Here is a 17,823-nt window from a genome sequence, read left to right on the forward strand (position 1 = left end):
CGGTCAAGAGTAATGGTCGGCGGAGGTCCGCGGTCCGCGGAGCAGCGGGAGCGCCGCGGCGACCTCCAGCCGGACGCCGTCGCGCAGGTGCAGGAACTCGCCCAGCGGGTCGTCGGAGAGCCGGTCCCAGGGGAACGACGTCGCGTACGGGCCGATGAGCCGCAACTGGTCCAGGGCGTCGGGCCAGCGCTCCAGGCGGATCAGGACGCAGGCCAGCAGATTGCGCACCTCGGCGGGCCAGGGGTCCGCGGCGTCGTAGGTGGCCGACAGGCCGACGGCGAGATCGGCCGCCGCGTCCAGGCGGGCGCGCGGGATGCCGCGCGGGGTCCGGTCGGTGAGGTAGGCGAGGGCGGCGCGGGCCGGGAGGGCCTGGAGCAGGGAGCCGGGCAGCGCGTCCTCGGCGGCGCGCTCGGCGAAGTCGAAGCACTCGGCGTGCGAGCCGTACCAGGCGGCGGACAGGTACTGGAGCGCCGAGACGTGGCAGCCGTAGTGGTGCGTGGCGCGGCGCACCGCCTGGGCCCACAGCTCCTCGAAGACGGTGTGCGGGGCGTTGGTGCCGCGGGCGTGGTCCAGGGCGAGGCGCCAGGGGACCGGGTCGCGGCGGTCGGCGTCGGCCGCGGCCAGGATCAGCGGGGTGACGTCGCGCAGCAGTTCGGCGCGGGCGGGGGAGTCGAAGGCGCGGCCGGCCGCGACCTCCGCCTTCACCAGGAGCAGGTCGGGGTCGTGCGGGTCCGCCGACTGCCAGGCCGCGAACCATTCGGGGCGGGCGGCGGCGAAGGCGGCGAGGCGCTGGACGTACCGGTCGCGGTTCTCCCACTCGGCGGCCTCGCGCGTGTGGGCGAGGAGGGCGGCGGCCGGGCCGTGCTCGGCGTGGCCCGCCGCGGCCAGGGCGGTGGCCAGGCGGTCGTCGGGGGCGTCCAGGAGGACGTCGTCGTCCGGGGGGAGGCCCTCGGCCAGGGGGCCGGTGTGACGGATCATGCGGGCCGTGCGGACGAGGGCGCGGAACAGGGGCACGTCCGGGTCCTCCTTCGCGGGGCGGGTGGTGGTCGCCCTGGGATGACGGGCTCCGGGGGGTGTTGGTTGCTTGTGGACCGGTAACGGTTCGGGGCGGCGCGAGGGTGCTCTGAACGGGTGTACGGGCGCGGGGGCCACCGGGGTGTCGTACGGGCCGCCGGGCCGGTGGTGCGGTCGCGGCGGGGTTCAGTTTCTGCGGAGGAGGCGGGTGGCGCCCGCCGCCACCGTCGTGGCCAGGACCCAGCCGAGCATGATCAGCATCGCCGCCAGCCACTGCCAGCCGCCCCGGAGCTGCCAGCTGCCCGCCTGGCCGAGGTCGATCACCGGGAGCAGCAGGTCGAGCGCGAAGAGGGCCGGATCCCAGTGCGGGCCCTCCCCCTTGTGCAGGGGCGGATGGTCGGCGTGGCTGAAGGCGACCGCGCTGACCGCCCACAGCACGGCCATCCAGACGGCGGCCCGGCCCGGCCGGTATCCGTAGGCCACCGTCCAGTCCTGTATGTAGCCCCACACCTTGGCGGCCACCGGCAGCGTCTCCCGGCGGCGCCGCTGCTTGGCCAGCAGCACCTCGCGGGCGTCGGCGTCCTCCCCGCTGTTGCGCAGGATGGCGGCCAGCTGCTCGTACGGCTCGGGCCGGTACTCGGGGGTGGCGTCGGAGAGCCAGCACAGCCGGCGGTGGAGCGGGAAGGCGCCGATCGGGATCAGGTTCTCGTACGTGAGCCCGCTGACCCGGAACTGCCCCGCCACCGGCCAGCTCGTCGACTTGTCGACCAGATTGACGACCTTCGCGCCGCTCAGCACGACGAGACCGCGCTCCGGCCGCTCCCCGGTGAAGCGCAGCTCGGGCGTCTGGACCCGGCGCAGCGACACCTCCTGGTCGTGCTGGAGCGTGAAGCGGGCCGCCTCCAGGTCGACGGCGTCGCCGAAGCGCCCGTCGTCGAGCCGGACCCCGCCCACGCACTCGAACCGCTGCACCCGCGTCCCCCGCGCCGGGGTGCCGCCGGACTGGAGCGGATTGCCCAGCCCGGCCGGGGTCAGGTACAGGGTGCGCTCGACCGTCAGCTGCGGGGCGTTCAGCGCGCGCCGCCCGTGCGTGTTGCTCAGCCGGCTGCCGCGCAGCGACAGCGAGACGCCCACGGTCGCGCCGCGCAGGGACAGCTCGCCGTGCGTCTCCAGCAGCTCCGCCTGGAGGTCCTGCCCGACCGACATCCCGTCGGCGGCGATGGACTTGCCGGTCCGGTCGCGGAAGACCACCGCCTGGTTCAGCAGCAGGTCCGTGCCGATGTGGGCGTCGGTGAGCCGGACGCCGGTGTGGAACCGGGAGCGCGGCAGGTGCAGATCGCCCTCGGTGCGCACCCGGGCCGCCTCCAGGCGCGGCACCGAGCAGTTCACCAGCCGGAGCGTCGTGAAGTGCGCCTCCGGGAGCCGCACCTCCTTCTCGAAGCGGCAGTCCTTCAGCTCCACGTACGGCACGACCGTGCCGCCCGCGAGATCGAGCGCGTCCGTGATCTGCACGCCCTGGAGCTTCAGCGACGACACCCGGCCGTCCAGGGCGGGCGGCCCGTCCAGCAGCAGCCACGCCACGATCCGCGCGCGCACGCTGCGCCCGGGGCCCCAGGGGTGCCCGCCGTGCGGATCGTCCACGTCCCCGCGCCCGGCGCGCAGGTCGTAGACGCTGCCGTTGCGGAACGCCTGCCACATGCCGACCTCCGCCGCGGTCAGCCCGTCCGGCACATCGCCCTGGCCGCCGGCCGTCGTCCCGTCGAGCACGACCGTCCCGCCTCCCCGTGGGCCCTCACGCTCCGTCGCGGCGCGCCGTCCCGTGCGCTCCGCGCGCCCCGCGGGCATCTGCTACCCGCGGGTTGACTACGACCGGTCATGCCCGCTGGGTGACCGCTTGAACGCCGGAGGTGAAGGTCATCCTCCGGTGCCGGAACATCGGCCGAAACCGGACGTGTATCAGTCACTGATACGGGCCGCCGACGGCGTGGGCGCGTCTGAGAGAATTGATCCGTGATCTCTCGAATCGATCTGCGCGGCGCCGCCCTCCCCGAGGGCCAGGCCCTGCGCTCGCTGCTGCCCCGAGCCGACTTCGACGTCTCGGCCGCCCTGGAGAAGGTGCGTCCGATCTGCGAGGACGTGCATCATCGCGGCGACGCGGCGCTGATCGAGTACGGGGAGAAGTTCGACGGAGTGACGCTGGAGTCGGTGCGGGTGCCGGCCGAGGCCCTGGCCACGGCGCTCGCCGAGCTCGACCCGGCCGTCCGCGCGGCCCTGGAGGAGTCCATCCGCCGGGCCCGCATCGTCCACCGCGAGCAGCGCCGTACCGGCCACACCACGCAGGTCGTGCCCGGCGGCTCGGTCACCGAGAAGTGGGTGCCGGTCGAGCGCGTCGGCCTGTACGCGCCCGGCGGCCGGTCCGTCTACCCGTCGTCCGTGATCATGAACGCGGTGCCGGCGCAGGAGGCCGGGGTCGCGTCGATCGCGCTCGCCTCCCCGCCGCAGAAGGAGTTCGGCGGCCTGCCGCACCCGACGATCCTGGCGGCCTGCGCGCTGCTCGGCGTCGACGAGGTGTACGCGGCGGGCGGTGCCACGGCCGTCGCGATGTTCGCCTACGGCACCGAGTCCTGCCCGCCCGCGACCATGGTGACCGGCCCGGGCAACATCTGGGTCGCCGCCGCCAAGCGCTACTTCACCGGCCGCATCGGCATCGACGCCGAGGCCGGACCGACCGAGATCGCCGTCCTCGCCGACGCCACGGCCGACCCGGCGCACGTCGCCTCCGACCTGATCAGCCAGGCCGAGCACGACCCGCTGGCCGCCGCCGTGCTCGTCACGGACAGCGAGGAGCTGGCCGCCGCCGTCGAGCGCGAGCTGGCGCCGCAGGTCGCCGCGACCAAGCACGTCGAGGACCGCATCCTGCCCGCCCTCAAGGGCGAGCAGTCCGCCATCGTCCTCGTCGACTCGCTCGACGACGGCCTCGCGGTCGTCGACGCGTACGGCGCCGAGCACCTGGAGATCCAGACGGCGGACGCCGCCGCCCGCGCCCAGCGCGTGAAGAACGCGGGCGCGGTCTTCGTCGGCCCGTGGGCGCCGGTCTCCCTCGGCGACTACGCGGCGGGCTCGAACCACGTGCTGCCGACGGGCGGCTGCGCCTGCCACTCCTCCGGCCTGTCCGTCCAGTCCTTCCTGCGCGGCATCCACATCGTCGACTACACGAAGGACGCCCTCGCCGACGTCGCCCACACCGTGGTGACGCTGGCCGAGGCCGAGGACCTGCCCGCGCACGGCGCCGCCGTCAAGGCCCGCTTCGGGTGGAAGGTGCCGACGGCCAAGTGACGCACATCGACGACCTCCCCGTCCGCGACGAACTGCGCGGCAAGTCCCCCTACGGCGCGCCCCAGCTCGACGTCGCCGTCCGGCTGAACACGAACGAGAACCCGTACCCGCTGCCCGAGCCGCTCGTCGCGCGGATCGCCGAGCGGGTCGCGGACGCGGCGCGCGGCCTCAACCGCTACCCGGACCGGGACGCGGTCGAGCTGCGCACCGAGCTCGCCCGGTACCTCACGCGCACCACCGGCCACCCGGTCACCTTCGAGCAGGTGTGGGCGGCCAACGGCTCGAACGAGGTGCTCCAGCAGCTCCTCCAGGCGTTCGGCGGCCCCGGCCGCACCGCGCTCGGCTTCGAGCCCTCGTACTCGATGCACCCGCTGCTGGCCCGCGGCACCAACACCGGCTGGGTCAGCGCCCCGCGCAAGGACGACTTCTCGCTCGACGTGCCCGGCGCCGTCGAGGCGATCCGCGTCCACCGCCCCAGCGTCATCTTCATCACCAGCCCCAACAACCCCACCGGCAACGCCGTGGCCCGCGAGGACGTCCTCGCGCTGTACGAGGCCGCCGGGCGGGACGCCATGGTGATCGTCGACGAGGCGTACACCGAGTTCAGCCACGGCTCCTCGCTGCTCGACCTGATCGAGGGCCGCCCGAACCTCGTCGTCTCGCGCACCATGTCGAAGGCGTTCGGCGCCGCGGGCCTGCGCCTGGGCTACCTCGCCGCCGACCCGGCCGTGGTCGACGCGGTCCAGCTGGTCCGCCTGCCCTACCACCTGTCGGCCGTGAACCAGGCGACGGCCCTCGCCGCCCTGGAGTACACCGACACCCTGCTCCAGTACGTCGAGCAGCTGAAGGCCGAACGCGACCGCGTGGTCGCGGAGCTGACGGGACTCGGCTTCGACGTCACCGTCGCCGACGCCAACTTCGTCCAGTTCGGCGTCTTCGAGGACCCGCACGCCGTCTGGCGAGCCATCCTCGACCGCGGCGTCCTGATCCGTGACAACGGAGTACCGGGACGGCTGCGCATGTCGGTCGGCACCCCCGAAGAGAACGACGCGTTCCTGGACGCGGCCCGTGAAGTCAAGAAGGCCCCAATGAACAGGCAGGAGCGTCGCGCATGAGCCGCGTAGGGCGCGTAGAGCGCAGCACCAAGGAGACGTCCGTCCTCGTCGAGATCGACCTCGACGGCAGCGGCAAGGTCGACGTGTCGACCGGGGTCGGCTTCTACGACCACATGCTCGACCAGCTCGGCCGCCACGGCCTCTTCGACCTCACGGTCAAGACCGAGGGCGACCTGCACATCGACTCGCACCACACCATCGAGGACACCGCCCTCGCCCTCGGCGCCGCCTTCAAGCAGGCCCTCGGCGACAAGGTCGGCATCTACCGCTTCGGCAACTGCACCGTCCCGCTGGACGAGTCGCTCGCCCAGGTCACCGTCGACCTCTCCGGCCGCCCCTACCTCGTGCACACCGAGCCCGAGAAGATGGCGCCGATGATCGGCGAGTACGACACGACGATGACCCGGCACATCCTGGAGTCGTTCGTCGCGCAGGCGCAGATCGCCCTGCACGTCCACGTGCCGTACGGGCGCAACGCGCACCACATCGTGGAGTGCCAGTTCAAGGCCCTCGCCCGGGCGCTGCGCTACGCCTCCGAGCGTGACCCCCGCGCGGCCGGCATCCTTCCGTCCACGAAGGGTGCCCTCTAGCCATGAACGGCCTCGCGACCGTCCTCATCCTCGTCGGCCTCTTCCTGATCGGCGGCGTCATCTCGTTCGCCAAGCAGGGCATGGGCAAGAGCCTCATCACGCTGCTGTCCCTCAGCGCCGCCCTGTGCCTGGTCGCGGGCGTGCTGCGGCTCGACTACTGGAACTGACGGCCATGACAGACAAGAAAGTGGTCGTCTTCGACTACGGCTTCGGGAACGTGCGCTCCGCCGAGCGCGCCCTGGCCCGCGCGGGCGCCGACGTCGAGATCACCCGCGACTTCGACACCGCGATGAACGCCGAGGGGCTGCTCGTCCCCGGCGTGGGCGCCTTCGCCGCCTGCATGGCCGGCCTGAAGGAGGCGCGCGGCGACTGGATCGTCGGGCGCCGGCTGTCCGGCGGGCGGCCCGTCATGGGCATCTGCGTCGGCATGCAGATCCTGTTCGCCCGCGGCATCGAGCACGGCGTCGAGACCGAGGGCCTCGACGAGTGGCCCGGCGTCGTCGAACCGCTCAAGGCCGACGTCGTCCCGCACATGGGCTGGAACACCGTCGACGCCCCCGGGGACAGCGAGCTGTTCGCGGGCGTCGGCGACGACGAGCGCTTCTACTTCGTGCACTCCTACGCCGTCCAGCAGTGGGAGCTGGAGGTGCGCAACCCCCATATCCGTGCCCCCAGGGTGACCTGGTCGGCCCACGGCGGGCCCTTCGTGGCCGCCGTCGAGAACGGCGCGCTGTGGGCGACGCAGTTCCACCCCGAGAAGTCCGGCGACGCCGGAGCCCAGCTGCTGAAGAACTGGATCGGAAACCTCTAAGCCATGGCCTCTTCCCTGCACCCCGTGCTCGAACTCCTCCCCGCGGTCGACGTCCGTGACGGCCAGGCGGTCCGCCTCGTCCATGGTGAATCCGGCTCCGAGACCTCCTACGGCTCCCCGCTGGAGGCCGCCCTCGCCTGGCAGTCCTCCGGCGCCGAGTGGCTGCACCTGGTCGACCTCGACGCCGCGTTCGGCACGGGCGACAACCGCGCCCTGATCCGCGAGGTCACCGCGGCCATGGACATCAAGGTGGAGCTGTCCGGCGGCATCCGCGACGACGACACGCTGGCCGCCGCCCTCGCCACCGGCTGCACCCGCGTCAACCTCGGCACCGCCGCCCTGGAGACCCCCGAGTGGGTCGCCAAGGTCATCGCCGAGCACGGCGACCGGATCGCGGTCGGTCTCGACGTGCGCGGCACCACGCTGCGCGGCCGCGGCTGGACCCGGGACGGCGGCGACCTCTACGAGACGCTGGCACGCCTCGACTCCGAGGGCTGCGCGCGCTACGTCGTCACCGACATCGCCAAGGACGGCACGCTCCAGGGCCCGAACCTGGAGCTGCTGAAGAACGTGTGCGCGGTCACGGACCGCCCCGTCGTCGCGTCCGGCGGGGTGTCGTCCCTGGACGACCTGCGCGCCATCGCCGAGCTGGTGCCGCTCGGCGTCGAGGGATCCATCGTCGGCAAGGCGCTGTACGCCGAGGCGTTCACGCTGGAAGAAGCACTGGAGGCGGTCTCCGCATGAGCGACGTCATCCGCCGCACCCAGTCCGGGGCCCCCTGGGAGGAGGCGTTCGGGTACGCCCGTACCGTCGAACTGCCCAACGGGCTCGTCCTGGTCGCCGGCTGCACCTCCGTCGTCAACGGCGTCATCGCCGAGGGCGGCCCGTACGAGCAGACGAAGAACGCCTTCAACGTGGCGATCGAGGCGCTGGCCGAGCTGGGACTCGGCCGCGACGACATCGTGCGCACCCGCATGTACCTGACGCACGCGCGGGACGTGGACGAGGTCGGCCGGGCCCACAAGGAGCTGTTCGACACCGTCCGCCCCGTCGCGTCGATGCTGATCATCGCCGGCTTCGTCGACCCGTCGCTGGTCGTGGAGGTCGAGGTCGAGGCGTTCCGCCCGCAGCCGGGAGCCGCGCGGTGAGCCTCGCGGTACGTGTCATCCCCTGCCTCGACGTGGACGACGGCCGGGTCGTCAAGGGCGTCAACTTCCAGAACCTGCGCGACGCGGGCGACCCCGTCGAGATGGCGAAGGTCTACGACGCCGAGGGCGCCGACGAGCTGACGTTCCTGGACATCACCGCCTCCTCCGGCAACCGCGGGACCACCTACGACGTGGTGCGCCGCACCGCCGAGCAGGTGTTCATCCCGCTCACCGTGGGCGGCGGCGTGCGCACCGCCGAGGACGTCGACAAGCTGCTGCGCGCCGGAGCCGACAAGGTGGGCGTCAACACGGCCGCCATCGCCCGGCCGGAGCTGATCCGCGAGATCGCCGAGCGGTTCGGGCGGCAGGTCCTGGTCCTCTCCGTGGACGCGCGGCGCACCGCGTCCGGGTCCTTCGAGGTGACGACGCACGGCGGGCGCCGGTCCGCCGGGATCGACGCCGTCGAGTGGGCGCACCGGGCCGCCGAGCTGGGGGCCGGGGAGATCCTGCTCAACTCGATGGACGCCGACGGCACCAAGGACGGCTACGACCTGGAGATGATCGCGGCCGTCCGGGCCCACGTGAGCGTGCCGGTGATCGCGTCCGGCGGCGCCGGACGCGTCGAGCACTTCGCGCCGGCCGTCGGGGCGGGCGCCGACGCCGTCCTCGCGGCGTCCGTCTTCCACTTCGGGGACCTGCGCATCGGCGAGGTCAAGTCCGGTCTGCGGGAGGCCGGCCACCCCGTCCGCTGACCCGCTCCGGCCGCTTTCGGCCACGGCACGGCGCATCCGGCGCAACCCGCTCACCCGGGAGCCGGAACCGGCGATTTCGCCGATGCGGGGAAGCGGGCGTTCCGGGGACCTTGGGTGCTGTCCATGACAGTGGCGGCGCCTCGGGACGACGGCGCCGCCTCCCCGAGAGGAACACGTCGTGCACAAGCTCCGAAACCGCGTCATCCGCACGGGCCTGGCCGCACTGCTCGCGCTCGGCGGCCTCGCCACCACCCAGGCGGTGACCGCGCAGGCCGCCGCGAACCCGTACGAGCGCGGGCCCGCCCCCACCGTGTCCAGCATCGAGGCCGCCCGCGGCTCGTACGCGGTCTCCCAGACCTCCGTCTCCGCCCTGAGCGTCAGCGGCTTCGGCGGCGGCACCATCTACTACCCGACGTCGACGGCCGACGGCACCTTCGGGGCCGTCGCCATCTCGCCCGGCTACACCGCCTACCAGTCGTCGATCGCCTGGCTCGGCCCGCGCCTGGCCTCGCAGGGCTTCGTCGTGTTCACCATCGACACCAACACCACGCTCGACCAGCCCGACAGCCGCGGCCGCCAGCTCCTCGCCGCGCTCGACTACCTGACCGGGTCCAGCGCGGTCCGCGGCCGCATCGACACCACCCGGCTCGGCGTCATGGGCCACTCCATGGGCGGCGGCGGCACCCTGGAGGCCGCCAAGAGCAGGCCCTCGCTCCAGGCCGCGATCCCGCTGACCGGCTGGAACCTCGACAAGACCTGGCCCGAGGTCAAGACCCCCACCCTCGTGGTGGGCGCCGACGGCGACACCATCGCGCCGGTGGCCACGCACTCCGAGCCGTTCTACACCAGCCTGCCCGGCTCGCTCGACAAGGCGTACCTGGAGCTGCGGGGCGCCACCCACTTCACCCCGAACTCCTCCAACACCACGATCGCCAAATACTCCATCTCGTGGCTGAAGCGCTTCATCGACAACGACACCCGGTACGAGCAGTTCCTGTGCCCGCTGCCGAGCGCGAGCCTCGCGATCGCGGAATACCGGGGCACCTGCCCGCACACGTCCTGACGTTCCGCGCGGGTTGTGCGGGGACACAGTGTCCCTCCGTGCCGGCTGGGCCCAGGTCCAGCCGGCACCACCCGCGGCACGGTCACCGCCTAGCGTGGTCCGGATGACCGGCATGACCGTGCTGCTGCTGACCGCCGCCGCCTGCGAGGCCGACCCCGAGGGGCCCGGCGCCGACGCGGGCCTCGTGCTGCGGGCCGCGGCGGCGGCCGGGCTCGGCGCGCCGTCCCTGGACGCCGCCGGGCGCGCGGGCCTGACCCGCGACACCGACGGACGACTGCGGCTGCCCGACCCGCGCGCCCGGTACACGGCGCAGCCGCCCGCCCGGCGCAGGGCGGCGCACCGGCTGCTGGCCGAGGCCGCCGCGGGGGAGCGGCACCGGCTCGCGGCCCTGCTGCACCGGGCGCTCGCGGCGCCGTACCCGGACGACGGGCTCGGCGCCGCGCTCGCCGCCGCGGCGGACGAGCCGGGCCCGCCCGCGGGGGAGCGGGCCACGGCACTCGCCCTCGCCGCCGGGCTCGCCCGGGACCCGGCGGAGCGGGCCGCCCGGCTGGTCGCGGCGGCCGACCGCTACCGGCGCGCGGGCCGCCCCGCGCGGGCCCGCGCGCTGCTCGACCGGGCCGCCGGATCGGCCGTCCCCGGCCCGGTGCGCGGCCGGGCCGCGCTGGTCCACGGGCTGCTCGCGCTGCGCGACGGACCCGTGGCCGACGCTCGCGCGTCGCTGCTGCTGGCCGCGGGGCAGAGCGCCCCGGGACCGGCCGTCGCCGCCCGGCTCGCGGCGGCGGAGGCGGCCTGGGCGCTCGGCGACGCCGACGGCTACCGGGAGATCGTCGGCGTCCAGGGCGTCCCGCAGGCGGCCGGCGCCGTCCTCGACTACCGGCTCGGCATGTCCGCCTCGCTCGGCGAGCGGTTCCTGGCCGGCCGGGCCGCCCTGGCCCGCGTCGTCGACCAGGCGGCGCGCGCCGAGGAGGGCGAGCCGGAGGCGCTGCTGCGGGCCGGCGCCGCCGCCCTCGTCGCCGGACAGGTCGAGGCCGCCTGCCGGATCGGCGGCAGGGCCCTCGCCGCGGCCCGCGCCCGGGACGCGGTGCCCGAGGTGCCCCGGGCCCTGGAACTCCTCGCGTACGGCGAACTGCGCTCGGGGCGGCACGCCCGCGCCCGCGCCCACGCCGAGGAGGGGCTGCGCACCGCCCGCGCCGGCGGCCAGCGCAACCTCGTGGCGGGCCAGCACGCCGTCCTCGCCCTGGTCGCCTCCCTGGACTGCGCCGCCGCCACCGTCGCCCAGCACGCCGCGGCCGCCCAGCACATCGCCGACCGGCACGGCCTCGTGCAGACGGCGACGCTCGCCCAATGGGCCCTGTCCCGCGCCGATCTGGCCCGCGGCCGGGCCGCGCAGGCGGCGGCCCGGCTCGGCCCGCTGACCGGGCCGGGGCCCCGGAGCGGCCACTTCGCGGTGCGGATGCTCGCCGTGCCCTGCTTCGTGGAGGCGGCGACCGCGGCCGGCGGGCCCGCCGGGGCGCGGGCGGCCGTCGCGGAGTTCGCCGGGTGGACCGAGCGCGGCCACGACCCGCAGGCCCCGGCCCAGCTCGCCCGCTGCCGGGCGCTCCTCGACCCCTGCGACGACGCGTTCGCCGAGGCGCTGGCCCGCCACGACCGGATGGGCGGCGGCGACTTCGAACGGGCCCGCACCGCCGCCCTGTACGGCAAGTGGCTGCGCCGCACCCGGCGCCCGGCCCGCGCCCGGGTGCTGCTGCGCGACGCCCTGGTCGCCTTCGAGCGGTGCGGCGCGGCGGTCTGGGCCGCACAGACGGCGGCCGAACTGCGGGCCACCGGCGAGGCGCCCGGGTACGACCGGCCCCGCTCCGCGCTGGCCGGGCTGACCCCGCAGCAACTGCGCATCGCGCACTGCGTCGCCGAGGGCGACACCAACCGGGAGGTCGCCCGCCGGCTCTCGGTGAGCCCGCGCACCGTCGACCACCACCTGCGCAACGTCTTCGCCCGGCTCGGCGTGCGCTCCCGCGTCGAGCTGGCCCGGCTCGTGCACCGCGCGGAACGGCCCGCCGCCGCCTCCTGACCGGCCCCCGCCGCCGGGCGTCCCGCCCCGGGCGCCACATCCCCGTACCGCATCGTTTCCTCCCGGGGGCTGGAGACCGACTGGACGGTATGCCATTCTGCGGGCCCGGGGCGGAGCGGCCGCGCCCCGGCGCGAGCCGAACCGTGGAGGACCGATGCCCGCGCACCTCGTACGCCCCAAGCCCGTCACCACGCCCGCCGCGGTGGGAGTGCTGCGTCGCGCGGCGCTCCCGCTGCTGGACCGGCTCCCCGCGCTCACCGACCGGCTGGTGGCGGAGATGGGGGAGCGGGAGCCGGCCTACCGCGTCGCGCTCGAGACCGATCCCGGCCAGGTGCGCCGGGAGGTGCAGCGCTCGCTGCGGCACAGCGTCGGCTCGCTCCTCGACCCCGTCCGCTCGCGCGCCGCCGCCCGGGCCTGCTCCGCCCGGATCGGCGCCGAACGGGCCGCGGACGGCCTGCCGTTGGACGCCGTGCTGCACGCCTTCCGGCTCGGCGGCGCCCTGATCTGGCAGGCCCTCGTCGACGAGGTCTCCGCGCAGCGGCCCGAGGACGCCCACCTGCTGGTCCATCTCGCCGCCGACGTACGGAACTTCGTCGACGACCACTGCACCTGTGTGGCCGACGCCTACCGGCAGGCCGAGCGCGAGCTGGCCTGGCGCCGCGACAACCGGCGCCGCCTGGTGGCCGCCGCGCTCCTCGACGGCGCCACCCGGATCGCCGATCTGCCGCTGGCCGCCGCCGAGTTGGGCCTGGCCGAGCGGGGGCGGTACGCGGTCGTGCTCGTCGCGGGCGGGCCGGGCGCGCCGCCCGTGCCCGGTGAGCCGCGGGCCGTGTGGCACCCGGGCCCCGACGGGCGGCGCGGCATCGTCCCCCTCGCGGAGCCGACCAGCGCCCCCCTCGCCGCCGCCTGCCGGGCGCTGACCGACCGCACGCCGGGGCTGCGGATCGGGGTCAGCCCCGCCGTCGACGGGCTCGCCGCGGTGGGCGCCGCCCGGCGCCTGGCCGAGACCGCCCTGCGCATCTGCCCCCGCACCGGCGGCACCGTGCTCCTCGACGACGAACTGCCCGCCGCCCTCGTCGCCGCCGCCCCCGGCCTCGGCCGCCTCCTCGCGGACCGGGTGCTCGGCCCGCTGCTCGCCCTGCCGCCCGCCGACCGCGACCTGCTGCTCGACACCCTGACCGTCTGGCTGGACTGCGACGGGTCCGCGCAGCGGGCCGCGAACCGCCTGTACTGCCACCGCAACACGGTGCTCAACCGGCTGCGCCGCTGCGAGCAGCTGACCGGGCGCGGCCTGGCCCGCCCGGCCGACCTCGTGGAGCTCGGACTGGCCCTGAGCGCGTACCGGCTGCGCCGGGACTGAACGACACGGAAGACCTACTGCGCAATTCCCGTTGCGCAATTTCTGTTGTGCAATTTCTGTTGTGCAATTTTTCTTTCGTATCTAGGGTCGCCGTATGACCGAGTCACGCCGCATCGCGGACCTCGCCACCCTCAAGGCCTTCGGACACCCGCTGCGCATGCGGCTCTACGGCGCCCTGCGGATGCGCGGGACCGCCACCGCCTCGCAGCTCGCCGACGGCCTCGACGACGGCACGGCCGTCTCCCTGGTCAGCTACCACCTGCGCAAGCTCGCCGAGCACGGGCTCATCGAGGAGGCCGAGCGCGGCGCGGGCGGCGACGCGCGGGAGCGCTGGTGGCAGGCGGCGCAGGAGGCGCTGCGCATCGACAGCAAGGACTTCCGGGACACCCCCGAGGGCGCCGCCGCCCACACCGCCGTGTCCCGCGTCCTGTACGACCAGCGCCGCGACCACTACCTGCGCTTCCTCGACCAGCGCGCGGGCTGGAGCGCCGAGTGGCAGGACGCGCACGACAGCTCCGACTTCCTGGCCCGGCTGACCCCCGGCGAACTCAGGGAGCTCACCGCCGAGCTGCACGCCGTCGTCGCCCGCTACGAGAAGCACGGCCGGACCGCGGACCCCGAGGGCCGCGAGACCGTCTCCGTCCACCTGTACGCCTTCCCGACGAGGGGCTGACCGCGATGGTCCTCGACCCGCTCACCGCCCGGCGCCGCTACAGCGCGGTGTCGTTCGTGTTCTGGCTGCCCATCGGCCTCTGCGTCCCCGTCCAGGTGCTGCTGCTGACCGAGCGCGGTGTGTCCCTGTCCGCCCTCGCGGCCCTCTTCGCCGTGCACTCCCTGACGGCCGCCGCCCTCGAACTGCCCACCGGGGGACTCTCCGACGTCCTCGGCCGCCGCGCCGTCCTCGCCGCGTCCGGCGTGCTCACCGCCGCCGCCCTCGCCCTGACCGCGCTCGGCACCACCGTCTGGCCGCTCGCCCTGGCCATGGTGCTCAAGGGCGCCGCCCGCGCCCTCAACAGCGGACCCGCCGAAGCCTGGTACGTCGACACCGTGCACGCCGCCGAGGGCCCCGACGCCGCACTGCGCCCCGGCCTCGCCCGCGGCGGCGCCGCCGCGGCCGCCGCCCTCGCCCTCGGCACCCTGGCCGGCGGCCTCGGCCCCTGGCTGCTCGACCGCGACGGCCGCCTCGAAGCGGCCACCGGCCTGCCCGCGCTCGCCGTGCCCCTGCTGATCGGCGCCCTCATCAGCGCCTTCTACGTCGGCTACGTCCTGCTCGCCCTGCCCGAGCCGCCGCGCCCGCCCGCCACCCTGCGCGGCGTCCTCGCCGGCATACCCGGCGCCGTCGCCTCCGGCGTCCGGCACGCGGCGCGGGACGCCCTGGTGCGCCGCGTCGTGCTGACCACCGCCGCCGTCGGCAGCGCGCTCGGCGTCGTCGAACTGCTCACCCCCGGCCGCGCCGCCGCCCTCACCGGCAGCGCCGGCGGCGGCGCCGTGCTCTACGCGGTGCTCGCCTGCGCCGGATTCTGCGGCACCGCGCTCGGCAACCGCCTCGCCCCGACGGCCGCCCGCCTCACCGGCAGCGGCGAACGGGCCGTCCTCGCCGGGGAGTTCACCGCCGTCCTCGGCGTCGCGCTGCTCTGCGTCACCGCCGCCACCGACCTCCTGGCGCCCGCCGCGCTCGGCTACCTGCTGGTCTACGTGGGCATCGGCGCGGCGAGCCCCAGCGCCAACGAGTTCCTGCACCGCCGCACCGACAGCGCGGGACGCGCCACGGCCCTTTCGGTGCAGTCGCTCGCCCTGCAACTCGCCGGAGCCTGCGCGGGCGTGGTCGCCAGCGCCCTGCCCGCCGGGGCGGCGGCCTGGCTGCCCGGACTGCTCGGCCTGACGGCGGGCGCCCTCCTGTGGACCCGCCGGGCCCCGGCCGCCCGGGAGCCCGGAGCCGGGCCCCGGCCCGCTACAGCCCCAGCGCCTTCGTCTCGGTGAGCCGCTCCACCGCCGCCTTGTCCCCCTCCAGCTGCACGTCCGCCGCCTCCTGCCGGCCGAACGCGAACATCAGCAGCTCGGCCGGCTCACCGGTGACCGTGACCACCGGAGTGCCCTTGTGGGCCACCGCCGTCTGCCCGTCGGGCCGGCGCAGCACGAGCCCGACCGGCGCCTTGCGGCCCATCATCCGGGCCATCCGCTCCAGCCGGGACCACAGCGCCTCCGCGAAGACCGGGTCCAGGTCCCGCGGCGACCAGTCGGGCTGCGCCCGGCGCACGTCCTCGGAGTGCACATAGAACTCCACCGCGTTCGACGCCTCGTCCACCTGCTTCAGGGAGAACGGCGAGAAACGCGGCGGACCGGTCCTGATCAGCTGGATCAGCTCTTCGTAGGGCTTCCCGGCGAACTCCGCCTGGACCCGGTCCAGGCGCGCCGCGAGTTGTTTGACGAGGATCCCGCCCGCCGCGTCGGGGCGCCGCTCGCGCACCACGACGTGCGCCGCGAGATCACGGGCGGTCCAGCCCTCGCACAGGGTGGGCGCCTCAGGGCCTGCCGCCTCCAGCAGGTCCGCGAGTAGAAGCCGTTCACGCTTGGCATGGGTCGACATGGCCGCCAGCCTACGACCGCCCACCCCGTCCGGACAGTGGACGCCGACAGAAGCCGCACAAGTGGCGCGGCACAATGGCACGTATGACCCGCCAGCCACAGCCGAGCCCCCTCGACCCGGCCATCGCCGCCCGCCTCAAGCGCAGCGCCGACGGCCTGGTCCCCGCCATCGCCCAGCAGTACGACACCGGCGAGGTGCTGATGCTCGGCTGGATGGACGACGAGGCGCTGCACCGCACCCTCACCACCGGCCGCTGCACGTACTGGTCGCGCAGCCGCCAGGAGTACTGGGTCAAGGGCGACACCTCCGGCCACGTCCAGCGCGTGAAGTCCGTCGCCCTCGACTGCGACGCCGACACCGTGCTCGTCAAGGTCGACCAGACCGGCGCCGCCTGCCACACCGGGACCCGTACCTGCTTCGACACCGACGTCCTCCCCGTCACCCAGTAAGGTCGGCGGCCATGGATCTCGAGACCTTCCGCAGCCTGGCGGCCGACCGCCGAGTGATCCCCGTCAGCCGCAAGCTCCTCGCGGACGGCGACACCCCGGTCGGCCTGTACCGCAAGCTCGCCGCCGAACGCCCCGGCACCTTCCTCCTGGAGTCCGCGGAGAACGGCCGGTCGTGGTCCCGGTACTCGTTCGTCGGCGTCCGCTCCGCCGGCACCCTCACCGAGCGCGACGGACAGGCCCACTGGCTGGGCACCCCGCCCGTCGGCGTCCCCGTCGACGGCGACCCGCTCGCCGCCCTGCGCGCCACCGTCGAGACCCTGCACACCCCGCGCTACGACGGCCTGCCCCCGTTCACCGGCGGCATGGTCGGCTACCTCGGCTACGACATCGTGCGGCGCCTGGAGAAGCTCGGCGGCGGCGAGCGCGACGACCTGCGGCTGCCCGAGCTGACCATGCTGCTCACCAGCGACCTCGCCGTCCTCGACCACTGGGACGGCTCCGTCCTGCTCATCGCCAACGCGATCAACCACAACGACCTCGACACCGGCGTCGACGAGGCGTACGCCGACGCCGTCGCCCGCCTCGACGCCATGGAGGCCGACCTCGGCAAGCCCGCCGACACCGCCCCGGCCGCCCTGCCGCCGTCCGAGCTGCCGGAGTTCACCGCCCTGTGGGGCGGCACGCAGTACCAGGAAGCCGTCGAGGACATCAAGGAGCGCATCCGCGCGGGCGAGGCCTTCCAGGTCGTCCCCTCCCAGCGCTTCGAGACGCCGTGCCGCGCCAGCGCGCTGGACGTGTACCGGGTGCTGCGGGCGACCAACCCGTCCCCGTACATGTACCTGTTCCGGTTCCCCTGCGGGGACGGCGAGGCGTTCGACGTCGTCGGCTCCTCGCCCGAGGCCCTGGTCAAGGTCGAGGACGGCCGCGCCATGGTCCACCCCATCGCCGGCACCCGCCCGCGCGGCGCGACCCCGCAGGCCGACCAGGCCTACGCCGACGAGCTCATCGCCGACCCCAAGGAGCGCGCCGAGCACCTGATGCTCGTCGACCTCGGCCGCAACGACCTGGGCCGGGTCTGCGAACCCGGCTCCGTCGAGGTCGTCGACTTCATGTCCATCGAGCGGTACTCGCACGTCATGCACATCGTGTCCACGGTGACCGGCACCGTCGCCCCGGGCCGGACCGCCTTCGACGTGCTCACCGCCTGCTTCCCGGCCGGCACCCTCTCCGGCGCCCCCAAGCCCCGCGCGATGCAGATCATCGACGAGCTGGAGCCCTCCCGGCGCGGCCTGTACGGCGGCTGCGTCGGCTACCTGGACTTCGCCGGGGACTCCGACACCGCCATCGCCATCCGCACCGCGCTGCTGCGCGACGGCACCGCCTACGTGCAGGCGGGCGCCGGCGTCGTCGCCGACTCCGACCCCGTCGCCGAGGACACCGAGTGCCGCAACAAGGCCGCCGCCGTCCTGCGCGCGGTCCACACGGCCAACCGCCTCGGTGCGCACACAGTGTGACGTGACGCACGCCTCC

General features: G+C 74.9%; 18 protein-coding genes. 15 read left to right on the top strand and 3 right to left on the bottom strand.

Going from position 1 to position 17,823, the window contains the following annotated elements:
- Positions 1-3: 3 nt before the first annotated feature.
- Both ACIP5K_RS08830 and ACIP5K_RS08835 read right to left on the bottom strand, forming a co-directional pair.
- Positions 4-978: a hypothetical protein gene (locus ACIP5K_RS08830; protein ID WP_401407556.1), complete on the bottom strand. Its 975-nt coding sequence runs from the start codon at positions 976-978 to the stop codon at positions 4-6.
- Between the two features lie 222 nt (positions 979-1,200).
- A complete protein-coding gene (locus ACIP5K_RS08835) occupies positions 1,201-2,712 on the bottom strand; it encodes an oxidoreductase (RefSeq protein WP_401407558.1) in 1,512 nt (503 codons plus the stop codon).
- Between the two features lie 312 nt (positions 2,713-3,024).
- On the opposite strand from ACIP5K_RS08835, the gene hisD reads away from it, so the two are divergent.
- The 13 genes from hisD (at position 3,025) to ACIP5K_RS08900 (ending at position 15,237) form a co-directional block, all read left to right on the top strand.
- Positions 3,025-4,350, top strand: coding sequence for a histidinol dehydrogenase (hisD, locus tag ACIP5K_RS08840; RefSeq protein ID WP_401406913.1), 1,326 nt, complete (start codon positions 3,025-3,027; stop codon positions 4,348-4,350).
- The gene (locus tag ACIP5K_RS08845; RefSeq protein WP_401406915.1) at positions 4,347-5,465 is read left to right on the top strand and encodes a histidinol-phosphate transaminase; all 1,119 of its coding nucleotides are present in this window, start codon (positions 4,347-4,349) and stop codon (positions 5,463-5,465) included. Before hisD ends, ACIP5K_RS08845 begins: the two co-directional genes overlap by 4 nt.
- The gene (gene hisB / locus ACIP5K_RS08850; protein WP_111661758.1) at positions 5,462-6,055 is read left to right on the top strand and encodes an imidazoleglycerol-phosphate dehydratase HisB; all 594 of its coding nucleotides are present in this window, start codon (positions 5,462-5,464) and stop codon (positions 6,053-6,055) included. The genes ACIP5K_RS08845 and hisB overlap by 4 nt, the downstream gene beginning before the upstream one ends.
- Before the next feature lie 2 nt (positions 6,056-6,057).
- Positions 6,058-6,222: a hypothetical protein gene (locus tag ACIP5K_RS08855; protein ID WP_401406918.1), complete on the top strand. Its 165-nt coding sequence runs from the start codon at positions 6,058-6,060 to the stop codon at positions 6,220-6,222.
- Between the two features lie 5 nt (positions 6,223-6,227).
- Complete coding sequence (hisH, locus tag ACIP5K_RS08860) at positions 6,228-6,866, top strand: imidazole glycerol phosphate synthase subunit HisH (RefSeq protein WP_401406920.1); 639 nt, start codon at positions 6,228-6,230, stop codon at positions 6,864-6,866.
- Between the two features lie 3 nt (positions 6,867-6,869).
- The gene (priA, locus tag ACIP5K_RS08865) at positions 6,870-7,610 is read left to right on the top strand and encodes a bifunctional 1-(5-phosphoribosyl)-5-((5-phosphoribosylamino)methylideneamino)imidazole-4-carboxamide isomerase/phosphoribosylanthranilate isomerase PriA (RefSeq protein ID WP_401406922.1); all 741 of its coding nucleotides are present in this window, start codon (positions 6,870-6,872) and stop codon (positions 7,608-7,610) included.
- Complete coding sequence (locus ACIP5K_RS08870; protein ID WP_401406924.1) at positions 7,607-8,014, top strand: RidA family protein; 408 nt, start codon at positions 7,607-7,609, stop codon at positions 8,012-8,014. The genes priA and ACIP5K_RS08870 overlap by 4 nt, the downstream gene beginning before the upstream one ends.
- Positions 8,011-8,766 (top strand): imidazole glycerol phosphate synthase subunit HisF, encoded by a 756-nt coding sequence (gene hisF / locus ACIP5K_RS08875; protein ID WP_401406926.1) that lies wholly within the window; start codon positions 8,011-8,013, stop codon positions 8,764-8,766. The genes ACIP5K_RS08870 and hisF overlap by 4 nt, the downstream gene beginning before the upstream one ends.
- Before the next feature lie 178 nt (positions 8,767-8,944).
- The gene (locus ACIP5K_RS08880; protein ID WP_401406928.1) at positions 8,945-9,829 is read left to right on the top strand and encodes an alpha/beta hydrolase family protein; all 885 of its coding nucleotides are present in this window, start codon (positions 8,945-8,947) and stop codon (positions 9,827-9,829) included.
- 103 nt (positions 9,830-9,932) lie between these two features.
- Entirely contained in the window at positions 9,933-11,897 is a 1,965-nt protein-coding gene (locus ACIP5K_RS08885; protein ID WP_401406930.1) for a LuxR C-terminal-related transcriptional regulator, read from the top strand.
- Positions 11,898-12,051: 154 nt separating this feature from the next.
- Positions 12,052-13,257: a PucR family transcriptional regulator gene (locus tag ACIP5K_RS08890; protein ID WP_401406932.1), complete on the top strand. Its 1,206-nt coding sequence runs from the start codon at positions 12,052-12,054 to the stop codon at positions 13,255-13,257.
- 94 nt (positions 13,258-13,351) lie between these two features.
- Positions 13,352-13,930 (top strand): ArsR/SmtB family transcription factor, encoded by a 579-nt coding sequence (locus ACIP5K_RS08895; RefSeq protein ID WP_401406934.1) that lies wholly within the window; start codon positions 13,352-13,354, stop codon positions 13,928-13,930.
- 5 nt (positions 13,931-13,935) lie between these two features.
- A complete protein-coding gene (locus ACIP5K_RS08900) occupies positions 13,936-15,237 on the top strand; it encodes an MFS transporter (protein WP_401406936.1) in 1,302 nt (433 codons plus the stop codon).
- Here ACIP5K_RS08900 and ACIP5K_RS08905 read toward each other — a convergent pair.
- Positions 15,209-15,844, bottom strand: a complete 636-nt coding sequence (locus tag ACIP5K_RS08905; RefSeq protein ID WP_401406938.1) for a TIGR03085 family metal-binding protein — start codon at positions 15,842-15,844, stop codon at positions 15,209-15,211. The genes ACIP5K_RS08900 and ACIP5K_RS08905 overlap by 29 nt on opposite strands.
- Positions 15,845-15,927: 83 nt before the next feature.
- Here ACIP5K_RS08905 and hisI point away from each other — a divergent pair, with 83 nt between their 5' ends.
- The gene (gene hisI, locus ACIP5K_RS08910) at positions 15,928-16,293 is read left to right on the top strand and encodes a phosphoribosyl-AMP cyclohydrolase (RefSeq protein ID WP_401406940.1); all 366 of its coding nucleotides are present in this window, start codon (positions 15,928-15,930) and stop codon (positions 16,291-16,293) included.
- An 11-nt stretch (positions 16,294-16,304) separates the two neighbouring features.
- Positions 16,305-17,807 (top strand): anthranilate synthase component I, encoded by a 1,503-nt coding sequence (locus ACIP5K_RS08915; RefSeq protein ID WP_401406942.1) that lies wholly within the window; start codon positions 16,305-16,307, stop codon positions 17,805-17,807.
- Positions 17,808-17,823 lie beyond the last annotated feature (16 nt).

Origin of the sequence: Streptomyces sp. NPDC088785 (assembly GCF_044750685.1) — a bacterium.
Classification (GTDB): domain Bacteria; phylum Actinomycetota; class Actinomycetes; order Streptomycetales; family Streptomycetaceae; genus Streptomyces.